Source organism: Odoribacter sp. N15.MGS-14 (assembly GCF_000980245.1).
Lineage (GTDB): Bacteria > Bacteroidota > Bacteroidia > Bacteroidales > Marinifilaceae > Odoribacter > Odoribacter splanchnicus.
This window is the reverse complement of the sequence record NZ_LARE01000115.1, coordinates 1-4,413: the sequence shown is the minus strand read 5'-3', so window position 1 is coordinate 4,413 and position 4,413 is coordinate 1. Positions and strand designations below refer to the sequence as shown.

4 protein-coding genes are annotated in these 4,413 nt (G+C 40.5%); all 4 read left to right on the top strand.

The genetic code is table 11. The annotated features are described in order from the left end of the window. On the top strand, nucleotides 1–1,089 hold a 1,089-nt coding region (locus tag WS34_RS14160; RefSeq protein WP_286693817.1), incomplete at its 5' end, for a hypothetical protein. Between the two features lie 477 nt (nucleotides 1,090–1,566). Further along, nucleotides 1,567–2,145 (top strand): RNA polymerase sigma factor, encoded by a 579-nt coding sequence (locus WS34_RS14155; RefSeq protein ID WP_046405631.1) that lies wholly within the window; start codon nucleotides 1,567–1,569, stop codon nucleotides 2,143–2,145. 53 nt (nucleotides 2,146–2,198) lie between these two features. After that, entirely contained in the window at nucleotides 2,199–3,335 is a 1,137-nt protein-coding gene (locus WS34_RS14150; protein ID WP_162610021.1) for a FecR family protein, read from the top strand. Between the two features lie 136 nt (nucleotides 3,336–3,471). Then, nucleotides 3,472–4,413, top strand: a 942-nt coding sequence (locus tag WS34_RS14145) for an STN domain-containing protein (RefSeq protein ID WP_046405627.1), incomplete at its 3' end; no start/stop codon positions are given.

Here is a 4,413-nt window from a genome sequence, read left to right as displayed (position 1 = left end):
GATGATGATACAGCAGAAGGACCAACTTTAGCTGATGTGAGGTATGTAACGGGTTGTGGGGACTACTCATTTGGTAATATTCCTTTCCAAATATATGGGGTTTGTGGCTATACTTCTGATAATGTAAATATCAAGTGGAATATCACATTTTTGACGGAAGAAGGAGAAAATGAGGTGATTACTACTGATAATGTATCCTTTTTGCCAATCTCTTTAATTAATTCTTCCAGTTTTATGGAACCGGGCTATGAATTTAAGCCGGAAGCATTTGTTGTTGATCAAATGAGAAGACAATATTTTGTCAGCAATGGACAATATATTCGTTGTGTTGACGGAAGATTGTATCGTCCGGCACTGCATAACGGAGAGTATTATTGGAGCAATCCTGCATGTGGAGCGAGTGGGGCGAATTTTGCTTGGGTATATGATAAGTTGAGCAGTAAATATTATGTGATCAGGCCTTATGCTACCGATAATATAGAAGCTGGCATTATTGCCGATCCGTATGCTTTTGATCAAGTGATAGAACCGGAAAATAATCCGGTTATAAAAGGGACAATTCTGTATGTTTCCGATACTTATGTTCCTGCTCTCGGAGGACATGACGCTTACATATATACTGCAGATGGGAATGAAATACATGTTTATAATTTTGCAAAGACATGGAATGTGGACAACCCTGAATTCAAAGAAGAAACAGTGTTGCAAGTAGATGGGATGAACGGTGCCCCGGCATTTGCACGTGGTACGACAGGGTTTGCCAATAATCAATGGTTCTTGGGGGTGGGGGATGATATTTATTATTCAGCGACCTCGACAAATCGCCTGAGTCTTTGGTTGACTTTGCCTGCTGGACTTGATTTGGGAGAGATAAAATATATAGGTTTTTCTGCGTTAGCTTATCGTATGGTAGTTGTTCTGTATGATGAAAACAGTACCGAAGAACGGAAAGGTAGTGTCCTTTTTATTGATATGGAGACTAAAGAGATCACACATACTTTCCCGCATATCCTCCATCGCTGTGTGTCTTATTTGGGGGCAAATGGGCCAAGTAACCCATATTACCCTGCTGGAGGAGATAATTTGTAAGAAATGATGAATTTTAAGAAATTATCCCAGAATAGATTTTTAGAATGAAAATCTGAAGGATTGAAACCTACTGAAAATTATCCTTTTATTTGGGTTGTTGTTCTTTGAAATTAGGATTCCGGAACAAAAGGCCTATCCCGGAATTTATGAGATCAAATCTCTAATAATAAGTCATCCGATTTTGAGATATTGTTCAGGTTTTCAGTCGGTTTACCTGTTAGTAACCTTTTTCAGGGAATTTCTACGAAATTCCTTATCCCGCTTGATTTTTGTTGAATTGGGCAGGATAATTTTTTCCGGGAAACAAAGGGACGGGGGTAATGTTTCATTTTCCTTTTTTACGTTCTCGTCGGTGAGTATCCCTTTTATTCGTTATTACTGTTTTCGTTAGGTAATGGTGTCTGGACTGATTTTAGTTTAGAGGAGAGTTATTTTTTATTTTTTTCTTTATATTTGCCACACAACCGGAGGAGAACTATGCGTGATAATGAACGATTTATAGTAGACCTGAACAAAAAAAGAGAAACTGCCTGGCAGCAATTGTACGAGGAGTTTTATCCGGCATTATGTACCTATGTGGCCAAACTGACCCATGAAAATGTCGGAGTGGAGGATATTGTTCAGGAGTGTATGATCGGGTTATGGGATTCTTCCTTGCAATTTCCGAATGTCAGATCTTTGGCAGGTTGGCTCTACAAAGCAGTATATAACAGGGCTTTGAATATGATTCGTGATCGGGACAATGCCCGTCGGTTATTGGGAAATTATACTTCCGGGATTTCCTATACTGAAGAAATGGCTATCGATTTGGCCATTGAAGAAAGTGTGATCGCAAAACTCCGTTTAGTCCTTTCCGAATTGTCTGACCAGCAGAGACAAGTTATGAATTTAAGCCTCGAGGGCTTGAAAGTCCGGGAGATCGCACAGCTACTGGAAGTTTCTGAAAATACGGTGAAAATGCAGAAAAAGCGGGCTTATGCTATCGTCCGTGACCGCATGGGAATGGTATGGGGGATTTTGTTGTACTCTTTATTTTCAGATTTTTTTAAATATTAGTTATTTTCTGTTACCCGTTTTTTGATTTCATGTGTTTGTATAATAAAAAGGGTATGAATACATGGAATGATATATATGATTTTTCTGAAAAGGTTCTAAGCTATATTTTACGGAGGAAAGAAGAAGAGTATATTCAGCCGGATCAGAACAGTCCGGTTGAAAAGATGGCAGATAAGTTGGGACATTCAGAAACTTTGGCTGAACGATTACGGCAACAATACCGTTATGACCCTGTCCGGGCTTATCGGAAATTAAAGAACTACAGACGGAGAAGGCGTATTCGCTGGTATGGTGTGGCGGCTGGAATTTTATTAGTTTTAGGACTGGGATGGGGATGGTTTCACCAGAATAGTACTGATGATTCTCTTTTACTGACTCAAACTATTCAACCCGGTAGTAAAAAAGCAGTTTTAACCCTGGCCGACGGTTCCGTTTGGCATATCGGAGATTCGGCAATGCTTATATCTACTGCACAAAATCATATCCGTATCGATTCCAGTGGCATGCTTTTACAGGCAGGAAAAGAGGAGAAACCGGAAAGTACTGATACCTACCATCTTTTGTCTATTCCCCGGGGAGGAGAATTTACAATGACACTGGCCGACGGAACACGAGTGTGGCTGAATTCCGAATCAGAACTTCATTTTCCGTTGCAATTCGGTGGTAAGCAACGGAAAGTTCAATTGACAGGGGAAGCTTATTTCGAGGTTGCAAAAGATGCAGCACATCCTTTTGTTGTAGAAGTGTGTGATTCTAAAATCCAGGTATTGGGGACCGGTTTTAATGTACGCTCTTATTCGGAAGAAGGGCAAATAGTGACGACATTGGTCGAGGGAACGGTGTGTTTCGAATCTATAGAAGATAGGGTTATTTTGAAACCCGGTGAACAGAGTATTTTAGATAAAGAGGGACGACTTCAGAAACGTGCAGTTGAGGTTTATCCTTTTGTAGCCTGGAAAGAGGGACGTTTTATTTTCCGTAAGCAGCGGTTGGAAGATATCATGGTCATGGTGAGCCGGTGGTATAATGTCGAGGTTTATTTCGAAGACGATGAATCTAAAGAGATTACCTTTTCAGGGGGTATGATGCGTAATGACGGTTTCGAGGCATTGATGAAAATGATCGAAACGGTCGGGAGCATAAATTGCACCATAAAAGACAATACAGTTTTTATAGCTAAAAGAAAATAAAGAAAGACGGAATATTGGCACTATCCCGCCTTTCAACCGGCTAAGCCGGAAATGTTTCATTATAATTTACAAACTTATGAAAAAAAATGGAATCCGATGTCTTCTTTTTCAAAGAAGATGGTTAAAAACGTATTTAATGATGAAGTTTTTAATCTTGTTTTTGTGTATTTCTTCTTTTCAGTTGTCTGCGAATGTGTATAGTCAGATCGCAAAGGTTTCTTTGGAGGTAAAAAATGCTTCATTGGAGCAGGTGATTCAGTTATTAGAGAAAGAATCGGGCTATATTTTTCTGTATGAAGATGCCCAAATCGAACAGGTGCAGGGCTTGGAACTGAACTTTAAAGATGAGGACCTGAAAGTGGTGTTGGACGAATGTCTGCAGAATTCCGGTTTAACTTATAAACTAATGAATCATACCATTGTGATTTCGCGTAAAAATGTCAATGATCAGGTACGCATGACTCCCACAAAACTTTTGCTTCAAGGGATTGTGAAAGACACAGATGGTCATGTATTGCCAGGAGTTTCCGTGGTATTGAAAGAAACGACACTGGGTGTCGCTACGGATGTAGAAGGTCGGTTTACCATCGAATTACCTAAGGCCGACAGCATCGTTTTGGTATTTTCGTTTGTCGGTATGCAAACCAAAGAAGTAAAGTGGAGGGGAGAAAAAGAGCTGAATGTGGTATTGGAAGAGTCGGTAGCTGAAATGGACGAGGTGGTGATTACCGGGTATTTTACGCGTAAGCGTGAGAGTTATACGGGAGTGGCTAATACGTTTAGTGGAGAACACTTACGGGAGGTATCGGGACAGAATGTGTTGTCGGCTTTGGCGATGGTGGATCCTTCTTTTCAGTTGGTTGAAAATTTGGAAATGGGTAGCGACCCGAATACGGTGCCTGCTTTTCAAATTCGCGGACCGGGTAGCTTGGAATCGGAGTATAAGAATAATCCGAATAGTCCGACTTTTTTGTTGGATGGTTTTGAGGTGAGTGCGGAGAAGATATTCGATCTTGATCCGAATCGAATTGCGAATGTGACAATACTAAAGGATGCCGCGGCAACAGCTATTTACGGT